We start from the raw sequence: 23,440 nt of genomic DNA on the forward strand, positions 1-23,440 counted from the left end.
CCGCGCCAGCATCACGCTATCGCGGTTTTTGCCCCCTATTTGCCGTAGATCGATACGTTTAAGCACAAACCGCTCTAGGCCATGGGGTCCGCGCAGGCTATCGTGGCGGCTCTGACAGAGGAACTTCGATGACCGTTGCCATTTCTTCCCGTACGCCCCAGCAAGCCCTGGCTGCCGTGCTGGACCGTTATGCCCCGAAAAAACTGCTGTTGATCGGGGCCAGCAGCTTCCCTGCCCTTGAGGCGTTCCAGCAAGCGCATCCTGATACTGAAGTGGTCCACGCCGCCCCTGGCGCCCTTGCGGCGGACGTGGCGGCGCGACGTTTTGACCTGGCCCTGGCGCTTGATTGCCTGGAGCATTTGCCCAAACGTGACGGTCTGAACCTGTTGGGTGGCATCCGCAATCTCAACGCCAGCCGTATCGCCGTGCTGGCGGACCTCAATGCCTGCGGCTGGCAAGAAACTGATTTCTTTTCCCTGGCCCTGCAGGCCAGTGAGCGATTCCAGCGCGAGGAGCAGGTGCTGACCCTGTTTACCTACGATCTGCTTGAATACAAACAAGTCCCTGACTGGCTCAACTCACGCTTTTGGGCCAACCCGGAAAACTTTGGAAAATACTGGTGGTAGCCGTGAACACAAGCATGCACACAACCATTTGCCCGTGCGGCAGTGGCAACCCACTGGACGCCTGCTGCGGCCATTACCACGATGGTCACCCGGCGCCCTGCGCCGAAGCCTTGATGCGCTCGCGTTACAGCGCCTACGTGCTGGGGCTGGTGGACTATCTGGTAGCCACGACCTTGCCCGCCCAGCAGGACGGCCTGGATCGCCAATCCATCAGCGAGTGGAGCGCCAAAAGCACATGGCTCGGACTGGAGGTGGAAAGCAGCGAAGTATTCGGTGGCCAACCCGAACACGCCTTTGTCACCTTCACCGCGCGCTGGCACGACGGCCAGGGGGAACACAGCCACCGCGAACAGTCATCCTTCGTACAGAACGGCGCACGCTGGTACTTCATCGACCCGACAGTGCCAGTCAAGACCGGACGCAACGACACCTGCCCGTGCGGCAGTGGGCACAAATTCAAGAAGTGCTGCGCAGGCTACTTTAATCGCTGATATCGGAATCGTCCGACACTGCTGCGCTCGCCAGCAGGCTAGACTGGGATAAACCAGAGGCACGGACATGACCCTTTCATCACATCTGCTGCGCATCACCTGCCTGCTGCTGTTCATCGGGCTCGGCAGTTGTGCGTCCTGGCGAGGTGATGAGGCCCCTGAACCGCAGGTGCATCTGACCAAGGTCGAGGTGGTACGGGCGCGGCTGGTGGAGCAGAAGTTCATGCTGCACTTTCGTGTGGACAACCCCGACGACAGTGATTTGACCGTGCGCGGCATAACCTACCGCATTCATCTGGGCGACCTGTTGCTGACCGAAGGAGAGCACGAGCACTGGTTCACGGTGCGTCCCGGGCATAGCCGCTACTTCAGGGTTCCGATCCGCACCAACCTGTGGCCGCAGGTACGCAAGCTGGTGAAAATGCTCGAAAAACCCCGCCAGCAGATCCCCTATCGCCTGGAAGGTGAGCTGGAAACCGGTTTATTCATCGCCCACTACGTGCACCTGAGGCGCAATGGCGTGATAATCGCCGCCGATTTTATTGCGGAGTAACCCCGATGACCCAGCAACCCCACGTCCATGGCCCTGACTGCAACCACGATCATGACCATCACCACGATCATGATCACGGACATGTCCATGGCCCGAACTGTGGCCACGCCCACCAGGAACCGGTGCGCAACACCCTGAAGGATGTCGGCCGCAACGACCCTTGCCCATGCGGCAATGGCAAGAAATTCAAGAAGTGCCACGGCGCTTGATGATCCGGGCGAAGATAATCTTCGCCTGTTGAATCGTCCTCGCGAGCAGGCTCGCTCCCACAGGGGCCTGCGGCGACCACAAAATCCGGATTCACCACTGAGCCCTGTGGGAGCCTGCTCGCGATGGGGCGTTTGAGGCTAATCCATACCGGCTGGGGCAACCCCACACACTCGGTTTCAACCCGCCGCAAGAATCTGCTTCACGCTGACCACCGTCGCATACTCGCCATGCAAGTTGCCCAGCGACATGGCATGGACCTCGCCAGCCGAACGGGCATGGCCGAAATAGTCAGCCTTGTCGAAGGTAAAACACGCGTCTTCGGCCACCCAAGTGTCGAATCCCAGATTGCCGGCCGTACGCGCCGTGGACTCCACCGAGTTGTTCGTCGCCACGCCCACGATCACCAATTGCTCAATCCCCGCTTCCCGCAAGTCTGTCTCCAGGCGCGTGCCGCAGAACGCATCCGGCACCTGCTTTTGAACCAGCCTTTCCCCGGCTAACGGCTCGAACCGCTCCTGAACCTCCACGCCCGATTGCCCGGGCCAGAACACTGAGTCCGGCGAGCGGGACAGGTGGTGGACATGAATCACCGGCCGTGCCGATTGTCGCCAGAAATCGAGCAACTGGAGCATGCGCAGCTCCGCATCGGGGTTGTTGCGAGGGCCTAGCCTGGGGTGAAGGATGCCTTTTTGTTGATCGATAAGAATCAACGCTGCGTTTTTCTGTAACTCCATGCCGGTTTTCTCGTGTTCGGTCATTGAATTTTCCACACTTGAGCATCACCTCTTCCTACAGGCAAGCCTTTCGGCAATCAGGACGACCTCCCGCCGTCATGTGTTGTCCATCCATCACGCTGTCTTATCTGGAGCCCTCCATGATCGACCTGTATTACTGGACCACGCCCAACGGCCATAAAATCTCGTTGTTCCTTGAAGAAGCCGGCATGCCCTACAAGGTGCACCCGATCAACATCGGCCAGGCAGAGCAGTTCAAGCCCGATTTCCTGAAAATCGCCCCCAACAACCGCATTCCGGCGATCATCGACCACAAACCCGCCGATGGTGGCGAGCCGATTTCGCTGTTCGAGTCGGGCGCGATCCTGCTGTACCTGGCGGAAAAAACCGGCCAGTTCATTCCAGAGAATTTGCGCGGACGGCAAGAAGTGTTGCAGTGGCTGTTCTGGCAGATGGGCGGCCTGGGGCCGATGGCCGGGCAGAATCATCACTTCAGCCGGTTCGCCCCGGAAAAAATCCCCTACGCGATCAAACGCTATGTCGACGAAACCGCTCGTCTGTATGGTGTGCTGGATCGCCGTCTGGCGGACCGTGAATTCGTGGCGGGCAACGAGTACAGCATTGCCGACATGGCGATTTATCCCTGGACCGTTTCACACCAATGGCAAAGCCAGCGGTTGGAAGACTTCCCGAACGTGCAGCGCTGGTTCAATCGCATCAAGGAGCGCCCGGCCACTGCCAAGGCCTATGCCCTGGTGGACAAGGTCAACCCGCCCAAGCCCTGAGCCCTCCTGATACACCCAAAACCCTGCTGTGGGTAAGCCTCACAGCAGGCTTTCATCGCCAAATCAACAAATAACCCCTGCCCCCGCTTGCGCGCCCTCCTCCTGCTCACTAACGTAGCGCCTTTATCGGTGTCCCCCCCTCCCGCAGGAGCTTTGCCATGGCCTCGCCAGCCTCTATTTTTCCCTTCCCCCGGCTCGGCGTTGCCGCCGCAGTGGCCAGTGTGCTCGGTCTGAGCGGTTGCCAGACCTGGAACGCCCAGGACACGGTTCCTCCGACGTCCGGCGTGCAACCGCTCAAGGGGCTGGCGCAGAACGTCTCGGTTCGACGCAATGCCATGGGCATGCCACTGATCGAGAGCAACAATTTCCATGACGCCCTGTTCAGCCTCGGCTACGTCCATGCCAGCGACCGCATCAGCCAGATGGTGACCATGCGCCTGCTGGCTCAGGGTCGTCTGGCAGAAATGTCCGGCGCCGAACGACTGGACGTCGATCGCTACATGCGTGCGGTCAACCTGAAGAAAAGCGCCGACGAGCTGTACAAAGCCTCCTCGCCGCGGCTCAAACGCTTCTTCGAAGTCTATGCCCGCGGCGTCAACGCGTACCTGTTCCGCTATCGCGACAAGTTGCCACCGGACCTGGCCGCCAACGGCTACAAACCCGAATACTGGAAACCGCAAGATTCGGCGCTGATGTTTTGCCTGCTCAATTTCAGCCAATCGGCCAACCTGCCGGAAGAAATCGCCGCCTTGGTGCTGGCCCAGACGGTCACCCAGGACAAACTGGCCTGGCTGAGCCCCTCGTACCCGGATGAACAACTGCCGATGGCCGAGGCCGATAAGCTCCAGGGCCTGCGGCTCAGCGGTCAGGTCCCGGGCCTCAACGAAGTCAGCAAGGCCAGCGCTCAGTTGTCCGAACTGAATTTGCTGAATATTGCTTCCTCCAGCAACTGGGCCATCGCCCCGCATCGCAGCCGCAACGGCAAGAGCCTGCTGGCCAGCGACAGCCATGGCCCATTGAGCGTGCCGTCACTGTGGGTTCCCGTGCAGATTCGTGCGCCCAAGTATCAGGCCGCCGGGGTTTCCGTGGCGGGCATCCCGATGATTCTGGCGGGGTTCAACGGCAAAGTGGCCTGGAGCATGAGCAGCGTGTTGGGCGACAACCAGGACCTGTTCCTGGAAAAAATCCGACGCCAGGGCAATGGTCTGTCCTACGAGGTCAACGGCAAATGGCAGCCGGTGATGGTCCGCAACGAGACCTACTTCATCAAAGGCCAGCGGCCGATTCGCGAAGCGGTGTATGAGACCCGCCACGGCCCCCTGCTCAACAGCGTCCAGGGCTCGGCCATGGCCAACGGTCTTGGCCTGGCCTTGCAGACGCCGAGCTTTAGCGACGACAAAACCCTGGACGCGTTCTTCGACTTGTCCCGAGCGCAGAATGTCGAGAAAGCCTCCGATGCCAGCCGTGAAATCCGCGCCATCGCGGTGAACATGATCTTTGCCGACGCCAGCCACATTGGTTGGCAAGTTACCGGGCGCTATCCGAACCGCCGCGAAGGTGAAGGCCTGTTGCCATCGCCCGGTTGGGAAGGTCGCTACGATTGGGATGGCTACGCCGACCCGATGCTGCACCCCTACGATCAGGATCCGGCCCAGGGCTGGCTCGGCGCCGCCAACCAGCGAGTCATTCCCGACGGCTACGGCATGCAGTTGTCCAATTCCTGGGGCGCACCGGAGCGCGGCGAGCGTATGGCCGAGCTGGCCGGGGCCGGCAAGCACGACAGCCGCAGCCTGACTGCCATGCAATATGACCAGACCACGACCTTTGCCGCCAAGCTCAAGAAAGTCTTCGAAGCCCCGGGCATGGCCCAACCGCTCAAGCAGGCGATCGACGCGCTACCAGTGGCGGACCGGGCCAAGGCTCGCGAGGCCTATACCCGGCTAATGGCTTTCGATGGCCGGCTCAGCCCAGGCTCCGCCGACGCGGCGATTTATGAACTGTTTCTGCAGGAAAGCATGAAGCAGATCTTCCTCGACGAACTGGGTCCGGACAGCAGCCCGGCGTGGAAAGCGCTGCTCGCCAACGGTCAGTTGTCCTACTCGGCCCAGGCCGATCACTTGCTCGGTCGCGAAGACAGCCCGTTCTGGGATGACGTGCGCACACCGCAGAAGGAAGACAAATCCGTGATCCTGGCCCGCAGCCTGGCAGCGGCCATCACTGCTGGCGACAGCCAGTTGGGCGGTGACCACAAGGCTTGGCAGTGGGGCAAGCTGCATCGCTACGAATGGAAGAACAGCAGCGGCCAAATCGTCCGCGGCCCCCTGCCCGCCGGCGGCGATGCCTCCACGCTCAACAGCTCGGCATTCGTCTGGGGCGAGAGTTTCAACACCACCCAGGCGCCGGCCATGCGGTTCATCGTCGACTTCGGCCAGCCCGAGCCGTTGATGATCCAGGGCGGCACCGGCCAGTCTGGCAACCCCGCCAGCCCGAACTACGTCAATGGCATTGATCCGTGGATCAAGGGGAACTATCAGAACCTGCCATTGCAGCCGCAGAACTTTGAGCGGGCGTACGGCAAGGCGCGCTTGACCCTGGTGCCCGGTAAGTAGGCTGTCCTGTGTGGCGAGGGAATTTATCCCCGCTGGGCTAAACCCCCTCGCCACATTTGTCCGCCCTGCCACCTGATCCTGCCGCACCAAACCCGATAGAACTTCTCCTCCCGCCCCCGCCTCTACCAGACAAGCCCATCTTCCCGGTGAATGCATGGATCTTGTCATTGCCCGCCCCGAAGGCCTGTACTGCCCGCCCGGAGATTTCTACATCGACCCCTGGCGTCCGGTGGAACGTTCGGTCATCACCCACGCCCACGGCGATCACGCCCGTGGTGGCAACCAACACTACCTGGCAGCGGCCCCCGGCGAAGGCATTTTGCGTTCGCGATTGGGCCAGGACATCAACCTGCAAACCCTGGCCTACGGCGAGCGCTTGCTGCATCACGGCGTGAGCTTGAGTTTTCATCCTGCCGGCCACGTGCTGGGTTCGGCCCAGGTGCGCCTGGAATATAAAGGCGAGGTCTGGGTGGCGTCCGGGGACTACAAGGTCGAACCCGACGGCACCTGCGCGCCGTTCGAACCGGTGAAGTGTCATACGTTCATTACCGAATCCACCTTCGGCCTGCCGATCTATCGCTGGCAGCCTCAAGCGCAGGTCTTCGACGAAATCAATCAGTGGTGGCGCGGCAACATTGCCGTCGGCCGGGCCAGCGTGCTGTTCTGCTATTCCTTCGGCAAAGCCCAGCGGATTCTCCACGGAATTGACGCGAGCCTGGGTCCGATCCTGGCCCACGGTGCGGTAGAACCCCTGAACCGGGTCTATCGCGAGGCCGGGATCCGTTTGCCAGCGACGATCTATGCCGGCGACATCAAAAAGAACGACCCAATCATGAACCAGGCGCTGATCATCGCTCCCCCCTCTGCCGGTGGGAGCACCTGGATGCGCCGTTTCGGTGACTACAGCGACGCCTTCGCCAGCGGCTGGATGCGCCTGCGGGGCACCCGTCGGCGACGCGGCGTGGATCGCGGCTTTGTGCTGTCCGACCACGCCGATTGGCCCGGCTTGCTCTGGGCCATCGAACAGACCGGCGCCGAGCGGGTGATGGTCACCCACGGTTCAGTGGGCGTACTGGTGCGCCATTTGTGCGAGCAAGGCCTGGATGCCCAAGGCTTCAGCACCGAATATGGTGACGATGAAGAAGACTCAGGCAGCGCCACCGACGAGGACGCGTCATGAAAGCCTTCGCCCAGTTGTATGCCGAACTGGACGCCACCACCTCCAGCAATGCCAAGCTCGCCGCCATGCAGGATTACTTCACCAAGGCCCCGCCCCAGGACGCAGCGTGGGCCGTGTATTTCCTGTCTGGAGGGCGCCCGCGACAACTGGTGCCGGTCAAGACCTTGAGGGAACTGGCGGTGCAGATATCCGGGTTGTCGCTGTGGCTGTTCGAAGAAAGCTATCAAGCCGTGGGTGATCTGGCTGAAACCATCTCACTGGTCCTGCCAGAATCACCTCAGCGTTCCGACGAAGGCCTGGCGCTGTGGATCGAAGAGAAACTCCTGCCGCTGCGCGGTGAATCGCCCGAGGTGCTGGCGGTGCGGTTGCCGGCGTTGTGGGCGCAACTCGACCGAGCCAGCCTGATGCTGTGCATCAAACTCATCACCGGCAGTTTCCGCGTGGGCGTGTCCAAGTTGCTGGTCACACGCGCGCTGGCGGCCATGGCCGGGCTGGACAGCAAACGGGTCGCCCAGCGGCTGGTGGGGTATACCGACCTGTCCCATCGTCCGACCGCTGCAGGCTACCTCAAGCTCATCGCTGCCGAATCCGCTGATGAGCACGCCCAGCGCGGCGGCCAGCCTTATCCGTTCTTCCTGGCTCATGCGCTATCGCAAGCGGTGGAGCAATTCGACACGACGCTGGGACCGGCCAGTGACTGGCAGGTGGAATGGAAGTGGGACGGAATCCGCGCCCAGGTGGTCAAGCGCGATGGCCATTTGTGGGTCTGGTCCCGGGGCGAAGAGTTGGTCACCGAGCGCTTTCCCGAATTGCACAGCCTGGCGCAGGCGTTGCCCGACGGCACGGTGATCGACGGCGAAATCGTGGTATGGAAAGCCGCGCCGCCATCCACCGCGGATGCCTTCGATCCGGATACGCCGCTGGAACCGAGGGTGCAGCCCTTTGCCCTGCTGCAACAACGCATCGGCCGCAAAACCCTGGGCAAGAAAGTCCTCGAAGACGCCCCCGTGGTGGTGATGGCCTACGACCTGCTGGAATGGCAAGGCGAGGATTGGCGCAGTCGTGTGCAGACCGAGCGCCGCGAACAACTACAGACCCTGATTACCCGCTGCCGCAGCGCGGTGCTGCTGCCCTCCCCGATCATCACCGGCAAGGATTGGTTCGACCTCGCCCGGCAGCGCGAAGCGTCCCGCAGCCTCGGCGTCGAAGGCATGATGCTCAAGGCCCGCGACGCGCTGTACGGCGTTGGCCGGACCAAGGACATGGGCGTGTGGTGGAAGTGGAAAATCGACCCGTTCAGTGTCGACGCGGTACTGATCTATGCGCAACGCGGGCATGGCCGCCGCGCCAGCTTGTACAGCGACTACACCTTCGCCGTCTGGGACAACCCGCCGGGCAGCCGCGAACGCACACTGGTGCCGTTCGCCAAGGCGTATTCGGGGCTGACCGATGACCAAATGCGTCAGGTGGACAGCATCGTGCGCAAGACCACCGTGGAGAAGTTCGGCCCGGTGAGCAGCGTCACGCCGACCCTGGTTTTTGAGCTGGGCTTCGAAGGTATAGCCTTGTCCAAACGCCACAAGAGTGGGATCGCCGTGCGCTTCCCGCGGATGCTGCGCTGGCGCCAGGACAAAAGCGTCGAGGAGGCTGACACGCTGGCGACGCTTCAGGATCTGTTGAAAGGTTGACCGTTCTCCTCCGAACAGGGCCAGCGTCGGCCCGTGTCATGACGCCCTCCACATCAAGGCGAAAATACTTTCACCCGGTACTTCAAAACGTATGCGTCCATCCCGGCACTGGACAGGGGCATCGCGCTGGCGGCTATCAGGACCGAAAAGGGCGAGGGATGGGCAGGCAGTGCCTGCGCCCTGCAGGCTGATCCGTTGCAGACGGTCGCCCTTGTTTACCCCCAGCACGCTGCGTTCGTTGCCGCGGGCCATCGCCAGGGCATCGACCTCGAACGCGCTGTTGTCCATACGCAGAACCTGATCGAGCCAGTGCGACTGGATGAATTGCTGCGCCAAGCCTACCGGTTTGAGCTCGAAGCGATCGGGTCCTGGCAGGCGGATCATGCCTTTGAGGTGGTGCGGATCGTCAGCGGCCTGAAACCAATTGAGCACGTCGAGCAAACCATCCTGGGCTGAGTTGATCGCAACCGAGGCCCACCAGAGCGATGCGAAGTGTGTCTCCTGTTCGTAGGGGCTCACGCTTGAGCCACTGGAGATATTGGTCTGGTCCAGCAACAACGCCTTGCGTGGCCGGCCATCGGCTTGCAGGCCGACGACTTCGGCAGCCCGGCGCACGGAGTCGCGGTAGACCCGTGTGGCCAGCAGGTCGCGAATCATCCACTCGTGCCAGGCCAAGGCATCGATTTGTGCTGCCGATTCGTCGAGCATTCGCCGAGCCCAGTCGATGCCACGGTGCTGGGCGCCTCGTCGCGTAAACGGGCCGTTGACGAAACGCGAGCTGGCGGGCATGGCGATGCGCACGCCGGCCTCCCGCGCCCCCGGGTAGTCGAGCACCTGACGATACATGGCGTCGAAGAAGTGCTTGTACGTCGCATAGTCGGGATAGTTGTAATTGGGTTCGTCGGCAAACGAGAGGTAGTGCGTGCCGCTACCCAGGGCCACGGTGGCCGCCAGCCAGGCGTTCAGGCCGGCGTTGCTCTGGCTGTCGGCCTTCAGGTCGGCCTTACGCCCAGTGGCGGCCAGCAAGGTGATGTTCGTATCAATGCCACCGCGTTCCAGGTAAAAACGCCTGAAGGCATCTTCGTAATGGGGGTCAGCGGCCATGATGTCGACGGCGCTGTAAAAACTGCCCGCACGGGGCTTGAGCGCGTCGAGCGCGCTGTAGCTTGCCGGCGGTGGAAGCAGGTAGGGCAAGGCCAAGCCCAGGCGCGGCGTGGGGCCCAGCATGTCGGGGTGCAGGGCCAGCTCGGTGCGGCCGCTGTCCTGCCGCAGCGGCTGCAGGTGCTGCGGGCGCTGGGCGAACAGGTTGGCGGTGCCGTCCAGCCAGAAGGCCGCTTTGCCTCTACCTTGCAGGCGCAAGCGCCAATCTTGATCCCTATCGCTGACGGGTAAGGCAACCTGGTCGAACTTCGGGTACTCCTGGTAGGGCTTGAGCCTCAGTTCGACTGTTTTGCCATCGCCCAGGCGCTCGGCATTCAGAGCCCTGACGCCGCCGAAATACTTGCCCGCCAAGATCGCCTGCTCGCCACCGCGGACCTTGAAATACAACTCGACGTTGGCGGCGGTCTCGACGCTGAAGTGCACTTTCGTCGGCGCGAACAGGGCGACGGTCTTGTCGTCGTGCTCGAAGCGATAGCGCCTGAAGCTATAGCCCGGGACTTCGACACGGTAACTGGCGGCGCTGGCGGGCAATGCCCAGTCTTGTTTGCCGCTCCCTTCGCTGGCGGGAATAAAACGCTCGTCGCGCAGTTGCCCCTGGCCGTCGAGCAAGTAGATGCGTTCTTCATTAGCGTCGGTTTGCCAGGCCGGCACCCAACTGACGCGCAAGGTGTCGTCGCGCCCTGCCTGCAAATAGAGGCTGCCGTCACGCACATCGCCCCAGCGCATTGGCGCGGCCTGGGCCAGGCTGCTGAACGCCAGCGTTAATATCACGGCGATGCGTTTCATAATGTCCTTTTCACCATCTAACTGAGGCGCGTTGGCGCTCTGCCATCATCGCTCTATACAGTAGTCGCTGTGTAACAGGCGTGAGAAAAATAGTGTGAATCGTCGATGAACGGTATTTAAAAAGTATGTATTCAGGTGGCGCTTTATGCGCCTCTAAAAAAACTATGGATGCCCCGCCCACTAGCAGTTTTTCTGACGCCGTAATTGCGTCATCAGGGTATCTATCACGACAATAAAAAACCGACTTGCTCTTTTAAAGAGCAATGCTAACGTGACATCAGAGCCCACTATTTATTTAAGTGTCTTAAACCGTCCAGATCCTGCGCCAGGCCCTTCATGCAACAGTGACGGGGATACCCTCATTCAGGGAGTGGGCAGCCGCCCTCCCAGGGTGCTGCCCCAATGACGTGGCGACCGGAGTGAAACCCAAGACGTGCCAATCGTACAAGCAAGGGAGCCTGACATGCGCGCAGAGCAGCGGTTTCATTCACTGGACAGTTTCAGGGGGTTGATGGCCATTTCAGTAATGCTCTATCACTTGCGCGTCAGCGGTAGTTTCACCGAATGGTTGTTATTCCGTCACGCTGAAGTATTTGTATCTTTCTTTTTTGTATTGAGTGGCTTTGTATTGACGCACGCCTATGGCAGCTCGGTAAAATTTAACTTTAGAAAGTTCTTCATTTCACGAACCTTCCGCTTGCTTCCCTTGCACCTCTTTATGTTGGGCGTCTTTATACTGTTAGAGTGCGGTCGATATTGGGCTGCGCAAAAAGGCATGGACTTCAACAATGCGCCATTCTCAGGAAAGTTCGCCCCTTCTGAAATCCTGCCGAATGCACTGCTGTTGCAATCCTGGACGCATTTGACTAACCCACTGTCCTTCAACTATCCGTCCTGGAGCATCAGTATCGAGTATTACACCTACATGATCTTCGCCCTGATCGTGTGTATCGCTTTCGGCATCAGGACATGGATATGGGCGACGGTGATGCTCCTGGCCTTGGCGCTGATGTATGCCGGTAATACCTTCTTCACCATCGAGTCGCTGCGCGGCCTCGCTTACTTTTTCACTGGCTGTCTGGCTTACGCCGTGTACCTGAGGCTCCCCCAGCCCAGCCGGGCCCAGACCTGGTTATTGAGCACGCTTGAAGTGGCGGCAGTGACAGTGGCGCTGATTTTCGTGATCAACGATTTTGCAGGCAAGCAGTTGTGGGCCAGCCCGTTGTTCGGTGTCATCGTTGTGATATTCGCCTTTGATCGTGGCGCCGTGTCGCGGCTGTTGGCGGGCCGTGGCTTCGGTTTTCTCGGCAAGTTGTCTTATTCCATCTACCTGACCCACGCGGCCGTTCTGTTTTGCGTAGTGTCGGCATTCATGGTGGCGAAGAAAATCGTTGGCGTTGACATTGCACCGGTGATCGACGGGACTCGCTACCTGGACCTCGGTAATGTACTGCTCAACAACCTCATCGCTTTGCTGGTAGCGGGATCGGTAGTCCTGGTGTCGATGTTCACCTACCGATATGTCGAAATGACCGGGCAATCCCTTGGTCGAGCGCTTAGCAGCCCACCCTCGCACAGCGGTCCGGTATTGAGACCTGATACCGAGGCCTGAAAAAACAGCAGAGTCCGCGCCATCCTGGTGCATCTTTTAAAGCCTGCTCATCCCCGCGCACCATCACGTCCCGCTGGCTGCCGCCAAAGTTTTTAAAACGCTTGTTCGGCACTCTGGTTCGGAAATTGCTACCTTTATGCCGTCATACCGTTCTCGCCTTCACCGGTAACAATACTTACGCGCCACAAGCGCTCATATTGGTTTTAGGGATTGAATAATGAAAAAAGCACTGCTGACCCTTTCTGCACTGGCGTTGTGCATGGCCGCCGGCGTCGCCACGGCCAAGGAATACAAGGAACTGCGTTTTGGTGTCGACCCATCCTATGCCCCGTTTGAATCCAAGGCCGCCGACGGTAGCCTGGTAGGTTTCGATATCGACCTGGGCAATGCAATCTGCGAAGAATTGAAGGTCAAGTGCCGCTGGGTCGAAAGCGATTTCGACGGCATGATCCCTGGCCTGAAGGCCAATAAGTTCGACGGCGTGATCTCGTCCATGACCGTGACCCCGGCCCGGGAAAAAGTCATCGACTTCTCCAACGAGCTGTTCTCCGGCCCGACCTCGTATGTGTTCAAGAAGGGTTCCGGCCTGAGCGAAGATGTCGCGTCCCTCAAAGGCAAGACCGTCGGTTACGAGCAAGGCACCATCCAGGAAACCTATGCCAAAACCGTACTGGACAAGGCTGGGGTCAAGACCCAGGCCTACCAGAACCAGGACCAGGTTTATGCCGACCTGACCTCCGGCCGCCTCGATGCGTCGATCCAGGACATGCTGCAGGCCGAACTGGGTTTCTTGAAATCGCCAAAAGGTGGTGACTATGAAGTCAGCAAACCCGTGGACAGCGAACTGCTGCCTTCCAAGACCGCCATCGGTATCAAGAAAGGTAACAAAGAGCTGAAGGCTCTTTTGGATAAAGGTATCAAAGCGTTACACGAAGACGGCAAGTACGCCGAGATCCAGAAGAAACACTTTGGCGATCTGAATCTGTACAGCGGCAAATAATGCGCAGCGCCCATCCGGCCTCGGATGGGCGCTTTTTTTCTGCCAAAGGCCTCTTCCATGTTCGAACAACTCCTACAAAATCTGGGGCTCAGCGCCTTCAGCCTGCAGGGCTTCGGCCCGCTGCTGATGCAGGGCACCTGGATGACCATCAAGCTGGCGGTCCTGTCTTTGTTACTGAGCGTTTTGCTCGGCCTGTTGGGGGCCAGCGCCAAGCTGTCCAGCGTCAAACTGCTGCGTATCCCGGCCCAGCTCTACACCACGCTGATTCGCGGCGTGCCGGACCTAGTGCTGATGCTGCTGATCTTCTACAGCCTGCAAACCTGGCTGACCTCTTTTACCGACTTCATGGAATGGGAATACATCGAGATCAACCCATTCGGCGCCGGGGTCATCACCCTGGGCTTCATTTATGGCGCGTACTTCACCGAGACCTTTCGCGGGGCGATTCTCGCGGTGCCCCGGGGTCAGGTCGAAGCCGCCACGGCGTATGGCCTCAAGCGTGGCCAGCGTTTTCGGTTCGTGGTGTTTCCGCAAATGATGCGCTTTGCCCTGCCGGGCATCGGCAATAACTGGATGGTGATGCTCAAGGCCACCGCGCTGGTGTCGATCATCGGCCTGGCCGATTTGGTCAAGGCCGCCCAGGATGCCGGCAAAAGCACCTACCAACTGTTTTACTTCCTCGTGCTCGCGGCGCTGATCTATCTGCTCATCACCAGCGCGTCCAATGTCGTGCTGCGCTGGCTTGAACGCCGTTACGCCGCCGGTGCACGGGAGGCGGTGCGATGATCGAACTTCTTCAGGAATACTGGCGACCGTTCCTCTACAGCGACGGCAATCACATCACTGGCCTGGCCATGACGATGTGGCTGCTCAGCGCCTCGCTGCTGATCGGCTTCGTGATCTCGATCCCGCTGTCCATCGCCCGGGTCTCCCCCAAAGTCTACGTACGCTGGCCAGTGCAGTTCTACACGTACCTGTTCCGCGGCACGCCGCTCTACATACAGCTATTGATCTGCTACACCGGCATCTACAGCCTCGAAGCCGTGCGCGCCCAGCCCCTGCTCGACAGCTTCTTTCGCGATGCGATGAACTGCACGATCCTGGCCTTCGCCCTGAACACCTGCGCCTACACCACGGAAATCTTCGCCGGGGCGATTCGCAGCATGAACCATGGCGAAGTCGAAGCGGCCAAGGCTTATGGCTTGACGGGCTGGAAGCTGTACGCGTACGTGATCATGCCGTCGGCGTTGCGACGTTCGCTGCCGTACTACAGCAACGAAGTCATCCTGATGTTGCACTCGACGACCGTGGCGTTCACCGCTACCGTTCCAGACGTGCTCAAAGTCGCCCGGGACGCCAACTCGGCCACCTTCCTGACCTTCCAGTCGTTCGGTATCGCCGCGTTGATCTACCTGACCGTGACCTTTGCACTGGTGGGCCTTTTCCGCCTCGCCGAACGCCGCTGGCTGGCCTTTCTCGGGCCGACTCACTAGGGCTTCTGTTCCAGGACATACACGCAAATGCGCCACCAGATTCATGACCTGCTGGCCCCACTGCCGGGGACCGCACGCGAGATCCACAGTTTTCACTTCGGCCCGGAAGAAGCCGTCGGCAAAATCTACATCCAGTCGTCCCTGCACGCTGATGAGTTGCCCGGCATGCTGGTGGCCTGGCACCTCAAGCAGCGTCTGGCCGAGCTTGAGGCATCCGGTCACCTGCGGCACGAAATCGTGCTGGTGCCCGTGGCCAACCCCATCGGCCTGGAACAAGTGCTGATGGACGTGCCGCTGGGCCGCTACGAAATGGAGAGCGGGCAGAATTTCAACCGCCGGTTCGTCGACCTCAGCGAAGAGATCGGCAACCAGATCGAAGGCCAGCTCACGGATGATCCACAGCACAACCTGATGCTGATCCGCGAACACCTGCGCGACGCCCTCGCCCGCCAGACCGCCAGCACGCAATTGCAATCCCAGCGCCTGGTCCTGCAACGGCTGGCCTGCGACGCCGACATGGTGCTGGACCTGCATTGTGATTTCGAAGCGGTCGCTCATCTCTACACCACCCCCGAAGCCTGGCCCCAAGTCGAGCCGCTGGCCCGCTACATCGGCGCCGAAGCGAGCCTGCTGGCAACGGATTCGGGCGGTCAGTCGTTCGATGAATGCTTCACCCTGCTCTGGTGGCAACTCAAGGAGCGCTTCGGCGAACAATTCGAGATTCCCCTGGGCAGTTTTTCGGTCACCGTCGAACTGCGCGGCCAGGGCGACGTCACCCACGACCTGGCGAGTCTCGACTGCCAGGCCCTGATCGAATACCTGATCCGCTTCGGTGCCATTGACGGCGAACCGATGCCCTTGCCCGACCTGCCCTACCCGGCTACGCCACTGGCCGGCGTGGAGCCGGTGGCGACACCGGTCGGCGGCCTGCTGGTCTACAGCGCCGTGCCCGGGGAGTACCTGGAGGCGGGGCAACTGGTGGCGCAAATCATCGACCCCATCAACGACACCGTCACCCCCGTTCATTGCTGCAATGCCGGGCTGCTGTACGCCCGCTCGCTGCGTCGCATGGCCACTGCCGGCATGGTGATCGCCCATGTCGCCGGCGCCGAAGCCTACCGCAGCGGCTACCTACTTTCGCCTTGAGGATGCATGCCCCATGTACAAACTGACCATCGAAGGCCTGCATAAGAGCTATGGCGAACATCAGGTGCTCAAAGGCGTTTCGCTCAAGGCCAGGACCGGCGACGTGATCAGCCTGATCGGCGCCAGCGGCTCGGGCAAAAGTACCTTTTTGCGCTGCATCAACTTTCTGGAACAACCTAACGACGGCGCAATGAGCCTGGACGGCCAGGCGATCCGCATGATCAACGACCGCCACGGCATGCGCGTGGCCGACGAAAAGGAACTGCAGCGCCTGCGCACCCGCCTGGCCATGGTTTTCCAGCACTTCAACCTGTGGAGCCACATGAGCGTACTGGAAAACATCACCATGGCGCCGCGCCGGGTGTTGGGCGTCAGTCAGCAGGAAGCCGAAGACCGTGCCCGTCGTTATCTCGACAAGGTCGGCCTGCCGGCGCGAGTGGCCGAGCAGTACCCGGCGTTCCTCTCCGGTGGTCAGCAACAGCGCGTGGCCATCGCCCGCGCCCTGGCGATGGAGCCGGAGGTGATGCTGTTCGACGAACCCACCTCGGCCCTTGACCCGGAGTTGGTGGGAGAAGTCTTGAAGGTGATTCAGGGCCTGGCCGAAGAAGGCCGTACCATGATCATGGTGACCCACGAAATGAGCTTCGCTCGCAAGGTGTCTGATCAGGTGCTGTTTCTGCACCAGGGCCTGGTGGAAGAAGAAGGCGCGCCGGAAGACGTGCTGGGCAATCCCAAAAGCGAGCGGCTCCAGCAGTTTCTCAGTGGCAACCTGAAATAAACCCGACAAACCTGAAAGACTGCTTCTGTGGCGAGGGAGCTTGCTCCCGCTGGGCTGCGAAGCAGCCCCCAGGCGCTGGATGACACACTGCTGGGGACGCTGCGCGTCCAGCGGGAGCAAGCTCCCTCGCCACAAAAGCGCCCTCGCCACGATTTTCTTCATTAAACCTTTCATCCCTCACCGCGGTCACTGAAAGAGGACTTTCAGGGCGCACGCGGCGGGTATGGCGACATCCAACAACTACGCAAACCAGTGGTTCAGCGCCCGCGGCTGGAAGCCGTTCGCCTTTCAAAAACAAGTGTGGGCTGCCGTCAAACGCGGCGAATCCGGGCTGTTGCACGCCAACACCGGGGCCGGCAAGACCTACGCCGTGTGGTTCGCGGCGCTCAACCGGTTCGCCCGCTCGGCGCCACCGTCGGATAAACCCCGTAAACGCAAACCAGTGACCGAACCGCTGACAGTCCTGTGGATCACGCCGATGCGCGCGCTGGCCGCCGATACAGGCAAAGCCCTCGAGGCACCACTGGCAGAGCTGCAGATTCCATGGAGCGTCGGCCTGCGCACCGGCGACACCAGCGCCAGCGAACGCGCCCGCCAGGGTCGGCGTCTGCCCACCGCGCTGATCACCACGCCCGAAAGCCTGACCCTGATGCTCGCCCGTGCCGATGCGCAAACGGCTACCTCGACGCTGCGCATGGTCGTGGTGGATGAATGGCACGAGTTGCTCGGCAACAAACGGGGGGTGCAGTTGCAATTGGCATTGGCGCGCTTGCGGCGCTGGCATCCCCAACTCATCGTCTGGGGTGTGTCCGCCACTTTGGGTAACCAGGCCCACGCCGAACAGGTATTAATCCCGCAAGGCAATGGCATCAGCGTGCAGGGGGCCAACGGCAAGGCGCTACGGGTCGATACGCTGCTCCCCCCGGCCCTCGAACGTTTTCCGTGGGCCGGCCACATCGGCCTGAAGATGCTGCCCCAGGTCATTGCTGAAATAGACGCCAGCAGCAGTTGCCTGGTTTTCACCAACACCCGGGCGCAATCGGAAATCTGGTATCAGGCCATTCTCCAAGCCAGGCCGGACTGGGCCGGGCTGATCGCGCTGCATCACAGTTCATTGTCCCGGGAAACTCGCGACTGGGTAGAGCAGGCCCTCAAGGACGGGCAGCTCAAGGCGGTGGTCTGCACCTCCAGCCTGGATCTGGGGGTGGACTTCTTGCCAGTCGAACGGGTCCTGCAGATTGGCTCGGCCAAAGGCGTGGCGCGGCTGATGCAGCGCGCCGGGCGTTCTGGTCATGCGCCGGGGCGGACCTCGCGGGTCACGCTGGTGCCGACCCACAGCCTGGAGCTGATCGAAGCCGCCGCCGCACAAGACGCCGTGGCTCAGCGGCGCATCGAACCCCGGGAATCGCCCCATAAGCCGCTGGATGTATTGGTCCAGCATCTGGTCAGCATGGCCCTGGGCGGCGGTTTCCTGCCTGACGAGCTGTTTGAGGAAGTGCGCGGCGCCTGGGCCTATCGGGACCTCAACGAAGCCGAATGGGCCTGGGCCCTGGCCTTCGTGCGCCATGGTGGGCTGTCATTGACCGCCTATCCCGACTACCGGCGGGTCGAGCCGGACGAACACGGCGTGTGGCGAGTCCCCGATGCGCGACTGGCCCGACGACATCGCATGAGCATCGGCACCATCGTCAGCGACGCCAGCCTGCAATTGAAGTTCTGGAGCAAAGGCGGTGGCGGCAAGACCTTGGGCAGCGTGGAAGAAGGCTTCATCGCTCGCTTGCGGCCTGGAGATGGTTTTCTGTTTGCCGGACGCTTGCTGGAATTGGTCCGCGTCGAAGACATGACCGCCTACGTGCGACGCAGCCAGGCCAAAAAAGCCGCCGTGCCGCGCTGGAACGGTGGGCGGATGCCGCTTTCCAGCGAGCTGGCCGGCGCCGTCGTGGCCCGTCTGAGCGAGGCCGCCACAGGCCGCTTCGAGGGCCCGGAGATGAGCACCGTGCAGCCCTTGTTATCGATTCAACAACGCTGGTCCGGTTTACCCACGCAAGAAACATTGTTGGCCGAGCGCCTCAAATCCCGCGAGGGCTGGCATCTGTTTCTGTATCCCTTTGCCGGGCGCCAGGTTCATCTGGGGTTGGCGAGCCTGCTGGCCTGGCGCGTCAGCCAACAACAGCCGGTGACGTTTTCCATCGCGGTGAACGATTACGGCCTGGAACTGCTCAGTGCCACGACACTGGACTGGACGCAGCACCTGGGGCCGGAACTCCTGAGCGTCGACAACCTGCTGGGCGATGTGCTGGCGAGCCTGAACGCCGGAGAGCTGGCGCTTCGACGCTTTCGCGAAATCGCCCGGATCGCCGGACTGGTATTTGCCGGCTATCCCGGCGCACCCAAAAGCACCCGCCAAGTCCAGGCGTCCAGCGGGTTGTTCTTTCAGGTGTTCAAGCAATACGACACCGACAACCTCTTGCTGGCCCAGGCCGGGGAAGAGGTCCTGCGTGAAGAACTGGATATACGTCGACTGGAGCAGACCTTGGAACGCCTCAATACCTTGAAGCTCGACCTGCATGCCATTAAACGCCCCACCCCACTGGGGTTTCCCTTGCTGGTGGAGCGATTCAGGGAAAGCATGAGTTCGGAGAAGCTCGCCGATCGCATCCGGCGGATGGTCAGCGAACTGGAAACGACCGCTGATCGTGGTGACGCCTGATGCCGGCGCCCTATCCCGTCAGCCTGGCCGGCGAAGAACTCTGGTTATTGCCGGAAAAAGCCCTGTACTGGCCTGCCCAGCAAACCCTGATGGTCGCCGATGTGCATTTCGGCAAGGCCGCTGCTTATCGCAGCCTAGGCCAACCGGTGCCCCATGGCACGACGGCCAGCAACATCGCCGTGCTGGACGGGCTACTGGCGAGCCTGCCATGTCGCCAGCTGATCTTCCTAGGCGACTTTCTCCACGGTCCAGGTTCCCATGCCCCAGGCACCTTGAAGGCCCTTTGTAGCTGGCGTGAACGACATCAGCACCTGGCCATGACGCTGATTCGCGGCAATCACGACAAACGTGCCGGCGACCCGCCGCCAGCGCTGAACATCCGGGTCGTGCCGGAGCCTTTGTTGCTCGGACCTTTCGCCGTACAACATGAGCCCGATCCGCATCCCAGCCGCCACGTCCTGGCGGGCCATGTGCATCCCGTCTACCACCTGAGCGGCAAAGGACGGCAACGGCTGCGCCTGGCCTGCTTCCGGCTCGCCAGCGACATCAGCCTGCTACCGGCCTTTGGCGCATTCACAGGGGGTCATCGGGTCGAACAGGACAATGACTGCAGGATCTTTGTCATTGGGGATAACGAAATATGGCCCGTCAGTTGAAGCACACGTGCTTTCCACTGACGGGCCATTTTGCGATCAGGCAACAGGCGCAGGAGGCGGCTCATCCGGCAGGGTGGGTTCACCGGGTTCGCTGGGTTCTAGGGGCTGTTCGTTGGGGGTATCGGGATCAGGCTGGCCTGGAATACCGCCCGCCGCTTCGGCAGGGTGGGCCAGCAATGACCAAGCCATGACACCGATCTGATTGGGCTCAAGCTTTGCCAGTTCGGCACTGATTCGCGGATCGATCTTCATAGAGCAACTCCTGGGCGAAGGCCCGCTGCGCTGAGGCAAAAAAACGGGCAGTACACCCCATAGAGTGCCTGCCCGCCCAGGAATTCAAACTGTTCGTCAGAATCAGGTACGCGGCAGCGTTACGCCGCGCTGGCCCTGATATTTACCGCCACGATCCTTGTAGGACACTTCACATTCCTCATCGGACTCAAGGAACAGCATCTGCGCCACACCCTCGTTGGCATAGATTTTTGCCGGCAAGGTCGTGGTGTTGGAGAACTCCAGGGTCACATGCCCTTCCCACTCAGGCTCCAGCGGCGTGACGTTGACGATGATGCCGCAGCGCGCGTACGTGCTTTTACCCAGGCAGATGGTCAGCACGTTGCGCGGGATACGGAAATACTCGACGGTGCGTGCCAGGGCAAATGAGTTCGGTGGAATGATGCAGACGTCGCTCTTGACGTCGACGAAGCTCTTCTCGTCGAAGTTCTTCGGGTCCACGGTCGCCGAGTTGATGTTGGTGAACACCTTGAATTCATCGGCGCAGCGCACATCGTAGCCGTAGCTGGAGACGCCGAAGGAAATCAGCCGATCGGCGCCTTCGCCACGCATCTGGCGCTCGACGAAGGGCTCGATCATGCCGTGCTCTTGCGCCATGCGGCGAATCCACTTGTCCGATTTGATGCTCATGGCGGTTTCCTGAAATAGCGAGGTGGAAAAAATACGTCCGGCATCTTACCGGGGCGCGAGGCCGGGTTCAAAGTGCGGGACGTAAATCTCGCCGATCCACCTTGATTTCCTGGTCCTGACGGCAATACCGCTGGCCGTCAGTCACCAAAACCGAGAAACCTTCGCAAAGACCATTGGCACATTCAGGAAAAAGGGTTAAGGTGACGTCACTGTGTTGCTTGTGTCACTGAGAATCTCTACACGATATGTTGAATTTCGATCCAACCATCTACAAGAATTTTTCCTGCTCTTTGCACTCAGTCTCGGCCAGGGTTCTTCCTGAGTCGCAGTTATCTTTGTTCAAGGAGTTACACCATGTCTAATCGCCAAACTGGTACCGTTAAGTGGTTCAACGATGAAAAAGGCTTCGGCTTCATCACTCCACAATCCGGTGACGACCTGTTTGTTCACTTCAAAGCAATCCAATCCGACGGCTTCAAAAGCCTGAAAGAAGGCCAACAGGTTTCTTTCATCGCTACCCGCGGTCAGAAAGGCATGCAAGCTGAAGAAGTTCAAGTTATCTAACTTGTCCTTGCTTTAGTAAAAAGCCCCGCCCTCAAAAGCGGGGCTTTTTTGTGCCTGTGTGTTTTTGCCCACGCACAAAAAAAATGTGGGAGCGAGCCTGCTCGCGATAGCGGCGTGTCAGTCAACGTTGATGTTGCTGATCCGCCGCTATCGCGAGCAGGCTCGCTCCCACACGGGTTGGTTGCTAGACCGGGATTACCAGGTCACGCCAAACCCGGCGGTGTAGCGCGTCTTGCTCAAGTCGCTGTCTTCGGTGCCCTCAATGACATCTTTCTCGGCCTTGAGGTTGAGCGAAGCCCAGTCGGTAACTTTGTAGCGCAGCCCCACCTCGGCGTCGTAGGCATATTCGGCAACACTGGACAGCGGCTTGCCGACTTCGCCATTGGTGAAGAATTCGACGCGCTTGCCAATCAGGTAGCGGTTGTAGTCCCACTTCATGGCGATGGAATAGAAGTTGTCGGTGCCACCGTCGCGGTATTCGTAATCGGTGCGGTTGAACAGCGAACCCAACGAGAAAGCACCCAGCTCGTCATCCCAGAACTGGTAGCCCGGACCGGTACCCACCACGCGCTGGCGAGCCAGCTCTTCGACTTTGTCGCGCTTGTAATTCAGGCGCCCTTGCCAGAACCATTTTTCCGTCAGGAAGCGGTCGAGTGAATACTCCAACCTCCAGTTGTCGGTGGAAACCACGTCATCCTGGAACTCACGGTTGTATTCGCCTTCGGCGGTATGCCGCCATCTGCCGTGGCGTGCCGAGGTCTTGAAATCGATGTCGTAGTCATCGGTATCGTTTTCCGCGCGCTGATAATCCAGTGCGGCGTCGATATTGCCCTTCCACACCAGATCCTCGACCACCGGTTTGGGTTTGAGGATCTGCTGGATACTGGCCAGCTCGACGGTTTTGGGTCCGTCGCCGTTGGCCAGGGTCACCTTGCCGTCCTCGGCAGCCTGCAGCGCCTTGGCTTTTTCGCCGGTGTAGGCATCCTGCTTGACCAGCAATTGCTGGTCGCTCTCAAGAGTCTTGACCTGTTTCCAGTCGATGGGAATCGCGCCGGCGTAATCGGTCTGGATCAGCAACTTGCCGCCATCGAAAACGGTGATCTTGCCGCTGAGCTTGTCGCCGTTCTTCAACCAAACGGTATCGGCAAGCAATGGCATGGAGGCGCTGGTGACAGCTAGGCATAGCAGGGTTCTAGACAACATAAGCGTATAAAGAGCTCAAGTTTGCGGTAAAAAGGCGGCATTATCCCCCGGGACGACACCTTAGCAAGGACTGACCGAAGTATTTGTAATGAGTTCATTTCTCAACCAACCTTGCGGGATTTAATCTACAAACGGCAATACGCCCTTGCCCAGGACACCTGAACGTGACTGATGCTCCCGCGGCCCCAGAGAACGCCGCCCAGATCCGCCGCACCACCCTGTACCTGACCCTGGCACAAGTGCCGGCCGGCAAGGTCGTGACCTATGGTCAGCTAGCCGAGATGGCCGGTCTGGGCCGAGCGGCGCGCTGGGTAGGGCGTACCCTCAGTCAGTTGCCGAACGACACAAAGCTGCCATGGCATCGAGTATTGGCTGCCGGCGGTCGGATCAGCCTGCCGGCCGGCAGCGCCTCAGGGGATGAACAACGCGCGCGCCTGCGCACGGAAGGGGTGAGTGTCCTGAATAATCGTGTTGATATTCAGCGCCATGGCTGGCGCCCGGTAGAGCACAGCGGTTAGAGTGCGCGCTTTGTTT

The 23,440-nt window shown here is 60.5% G+C and carries 23 protein-coding genes; 18 read left to right on the plus strand and 5 right to left on the minus strand.

Annotation, left to right across the window (positions count from 1 at the left end; translation table 11 throughout):
• The first annotated feature begins 128 nt into the window (after positions 1-128).
• From BW979_RS24435 to BW979_RS24450, 4 genes are all read left to right on the plus strand, one after another.
• Positions 129-626 carry a DUF6231 family protein gene (locus tag BW979_RS24435; RefSeq protein ID WP_047228410.1) on the plus strand — a complete coding sequence of 166 codons (498 nt, stop codon included), beginning with the start codon at positions 129-131 and terminating at the stop codon, positions 624-626.
• Positions 627-640: 14 nt separating this feature from the next.
• A complete protein-coding gene (locus BW979_RS24440) occupies positions 641-1,117 on the plus strand; it encodes a YchJ family protein (RefSeq protein ID WP_047228411.1) in 477 nt (158 codons plus the stop codon).
• A 67-nt stretch (positions 1,118-1,184) separates the two neighbouring features.
• A complete protein-coding gene (locus tag BW979_RS24445) occupies positions 1,185-1,670 on the plus strand; it encodes an LEA type 2 family protein (protein WP_047228412.1) in 486 nt (161 codons plus the stop codon).
• 5 nt (positions 1,671-1,675) lie between these two features.
• On the plus strand, positions 1,676-1,879 hold the full coding sequence (locus BW979_RS24450) for an SEC-C metal-binding domain-containing protein (RefSeq protein WP_047228413.1): 204 nt from the start codon (positions 1,676-1,678) through the stop codon (positions 1,877-1,879).
• 177 nt (positions 1,880-2,056) lie between these two features.
• Here the strand turns inward: BW979_RS24450 and BW979_RS24455 are convergent, their stop codons facing one another.
• A complete protein-coding gene (locus BW979_RS24455) occupies positions 2,057-2,614 on the minus strand; it encodes a cysteine hydrolase family protein (RefSeq protein ID WP_076386731.1) in 558 nt (185 codons plus the stop codon).
• 140 nt (positions 2,615-2,754) lie between these two features.
• Here BW979_RS24455 and BW979_RS24460 point away from each other — a divergent pair, with 140 nt between their 5' ends.
• From BW979_RS24460 to BW979_RS24475, 4 genes are all read left to right on the plus strand, one after another.
• A complete protein-coding gene (locus BW979_RS24460) occupies positions 2,755-3,399 on the plus strand; it encodes a glutathione binding-like protein (RefSeq protein ID WP_047228414.1) in 645 nt (214 codons plus the stop codon).
• Positions 3,400-3,557: 158 nt separating this feature from the next.
• Positions 3,558-6,008 (plus strand): penicillin acylase family protein, encoded by a 2,451-nt coding sequence (locus BW979_RS24465; protein ID WP_076386092.1) that lies wholly within the window; start codon positions 3,558-3,560, stop codon positions 6,006-6,008.
• A 154-nt stretch (positions 6,009-6,162) separates the two neighbouring features.
• On the plus strand, positions 6,163-7,188 hold the full coding sequence (locus BW979_RS24470) for a ligase-associated DNA damage response exonuclease (protein WP_076386094.1): 1,026 nt from the start codon (positions 6,163-6,165) through the stop codon (positions 7,186-7,188).
• Positions 7,185-8,876, plus strand: a complete 1,692-nt coding sequence (locus BW979_RS24475; RefSeq protein ID WP_047228417.1) for an ATP-dependent DNA ligase — start codon at positions 7,185-7,187, stop codon at positions 8,874-8,876. Before BW979_RS24470 ends, BW979_RS24475 begins: the two co-directional genes overlap by 4 nt.
• 36 nt (positions 8,877-8,912) lie before the next feature.
• On the opposite strand, the gene BW979_RS24480 is transcribed toward BW979_RS24475, so the two are convergent.
• Complete coding sequence (locus BW979_RS24480; RefSeq protein WP_076386096.1) at positions 8,913-10,823, minus strand: hypothetical protein; 1,911 nt, start codon at positions 10,821-10,823, stop codon at positions 8,913-8,915.
• Positions 10,824-11,286: 463 nt separating this feature from the next.
• Here BW979_RS24480 and BW979_RS24485 point away from each other — a divergent pair, with 463 nt between their 5' ends.
• From BW979_RS24485 to pdeM, 8 genes are all read left to right on the plus strand, one after another.
• Positions 11,287-12,435, plus strand: a complete 1,149-nt coding sequence (locus BW979_RS24485) for an acyltransferase family protein (RefSeq protein WP_076386098.1) — start codon at positions 11,287-11,289, stop codon at positions 12,433-12,435.
• 217 nt (positions 12,436-12,652) lie between these two features.
• A complete protein-coding gene (locus BW979_RS24490) occupies positions 12,653-13,435 on the plus strand; it encodes a transporter substrate-binding domain-containing protein (protein ID WP_047228420.1) in 783 nt (260 codons plus the stop codon).
• Positions 13,436-13,492: 57 nt separating this feature from the next.
• The gene (locus tag BW979_RS24495; protein WP_047228421.1) at positions 13,493-14,221 is read left to right on the plus strand and encodes an ABC transporter permease; all 729 of its coding nucleotides are present in this window, start codon (positions 13,493-13,495) and stop codon (positions 14,219-14,221) included.
• Complete coding sequence (locus BW979_RS24500) at positions 14,218-14,928, plus strand: ABC transporter permease (protein ID WP_047228422.1); 711 nt, start codon at positions 14,218-14,220, stop codon at positions 14,926-14,928. The genes BW979_RS24495 and BW979_RS24500 overlap by 4 nt, the downstream gene beginning before the upstream one ends.
• A gap of 27 nt (positions 14,929-14,955) precedes the next feature.
• Positions 14,956-16,074 carry a succinylglutamate desuccinylase/aspartoacylase family protein gene (locus BW979_RS24505; RefSeq protein WP_076386100.1) on the plus strand — a complete coding sequence of 373 codons (1,119 nt, stop codon included), beginning with the start codon at positions 14,956-14,958 and terminating at the stop codon, positions 16,072-16,074.
• A gap of 13 nt (positions 16,075-16,087) precedes the next feature.
• Positions 16,088-16,852, plus strand: coding sequence for an ABC transporter ATP-binding protein (locus BW979_RS24510; protein WP_047228424.1), 765 nt, complete (start codon positions 16,088-16,090; stop codon positions 16,850-16,852).
• A 223-nt stretch (positions 16,853-17,075) separates the two neighbouring features.
• Positions 17,076-19,562, plus strand: coding sequence for a ligase-associated DNA damage response DEXH box helicase (locus BW979_RS24515; protein ID WP_076386102.1), 2,487 nt, complete (start codon positions 17,076-17,078; stop codon positions 19,560-19,562).
• Positions 19,562-20,218 carry a ligase-associated DNA damage response endonuclease PdeM gene (gene pdeM, locus BW979_RS24520; RefSeq protein ID WP_047228426.1) on the plus strand — a complete coding sequence of 219 codons (657 nt, stop codon included), beginning with the start codon at positions 19,562-19,564 and terminating at the stop codon, positions 20,216-20,218. Before BW979_RS24515 ends, pdeM begins: the two co-directional genes overlap by 1 nt.
• Before the next feature lie 36 nt (positions 20,219-20,254).
• Here pdeM and BW979_RS24525 read toward each other — a convergent pair whose 3' ends face one another.
• Together BW979_RS24525 and dcd are read right to left on the minus strand one after the other, a co-directional pair.
• Positions 20,255-20,470: a hypothetical protein gene (locus BW979_RS24525; RefSeq protein ID WP_047228427.1), complete on the minus strand. Its 216-nt coding sequence runs from the start codon at positions 20,468-20,470 to the stop codon at positions 20,255-20,257.
• Between the two features lie 102 nt (positions 20,471-20,572).
• Entirely contained in the window at positions 20,573-21,139 is a 567-nt protein-coding gene (gene dcd, locus BW979_RS24530; RefSeq protein ID WP_003184751.1) for a dCTP deaminase, read from the minus strand.
• Between the two features lie 354 nt (positions 21,140-21,493).
• Between dcd and BW979_RS24535 the strand changes: the two genes are divergently transcribed.
• Positions 21,494-21,703, plus strand: a complete 210-nt coding sequence (locus BW979_RS24535) for a cold-shock protein (protein WP_002554837.1) — start codon at positions 21,494-21,496, stop codon at positions 21,701-21,703.
• A gap of 195 nt (positions 21,704-21,898) precedes the next feature.
• On the opposite strand, the gene BW979_RS24540 is transcribed toward BW979_RS24535, so the two are convergent.
• Positions 21,899-22,906, minus strand: a complete 1,008-nt coding sequence (locus BW979_RS24540) for a DUF481 domain-containing protein (protein WP_047228428.1) — start codon at positions 22,904-22,906, stop codon at positions 21,899-21,901.
• A 137-nt stretch (positions 22,907-23,043) separates the two neighbouring features.
• On the opposite strand from BW979_RS24540, the gene BW979_RS24545 reads away from it, so the two are divergent.
• On the plus strand, positions 23,044-23,424 hold the full coding sequence (locus BW979_RS24545; RefSeq protein ID WP_171061418.1) for an MGMT family protein: 381 nt from the start codon (positions 23,044-23,046) through the stop codon (positions 23,422-23,424).
• Positions 23,425-23,440: the final 16 nt, after the last annotated feature.

It is taken from the genome of Pseudomonas sp. A214, assembly GCF_900156295.1.
Taxonomy (GTDB): Bacteria; Pseudomonadota; Gammaproteobacteria; order Pseudomonadales; family Pseudomonadaceae; genus Aquipseudomonas; species Aquipseudomonas rhizophila.